Here is a 379-nt window from a genome sequence, read left to right as displayed (position 1 = left end):
GATCAGCCGTATATCATCTCGAACACTTTGGATAACGAAAAGACAACTGTGCTCGAAGAGCACGGAAATCTCTTGAATCCAATCCACGCGGAGGATGTTGAGGATTTCAGGGCCGGATGCATCAAAGCCAGCGAGGCATTCGCGATAGAAGGCGGGATCATGGACGAAGCTCGCACGAACGCCGAGGAGAATATAAGGGATATGTTCATAGCAGCGCTAGGTGATGCATACACCGTTGAATTCCACTGGAGAGAACCAGAGCAAACCGAATAGCCGAAAGAGCAAGCCTATGAAGCGAAATACTGCATTAGCCATCATCCTCGTCGTAATTCTTATCGCCCTGATCGCCTTCTTCATTTGGAACAATACGGTCCTATCG

At 48.8% G+C, this 379-nt stretch carries 1 protein-coding gene; it reads left to right on the top strand.

Annotation, left to right across the window (positions count from 1 at the left end):
* Positions 1-273 (top strand): DUF4230 domain-containing protein (locus EOC83_RS32695; protein WP_164762445.1); only part of this gene is annotated, 273 nt, incomplete at its 5' end.
* Between the last annotated feature and the right edge of the window lie 106 nt (positions 274-379).

The organism is Mesorhizobium sp. Primo-A (assembly GCF_003997175.1).
GTDB lineage: Bacteria > Pseudomonadota > Alphaproteobacteria > Rhizobiales > Rhizobiaceae > Mesorhizobium > Mesorhizobium ciceri.
This window is presented reverse-complemented; position numbering and strand designations above follow the sequence as displayed.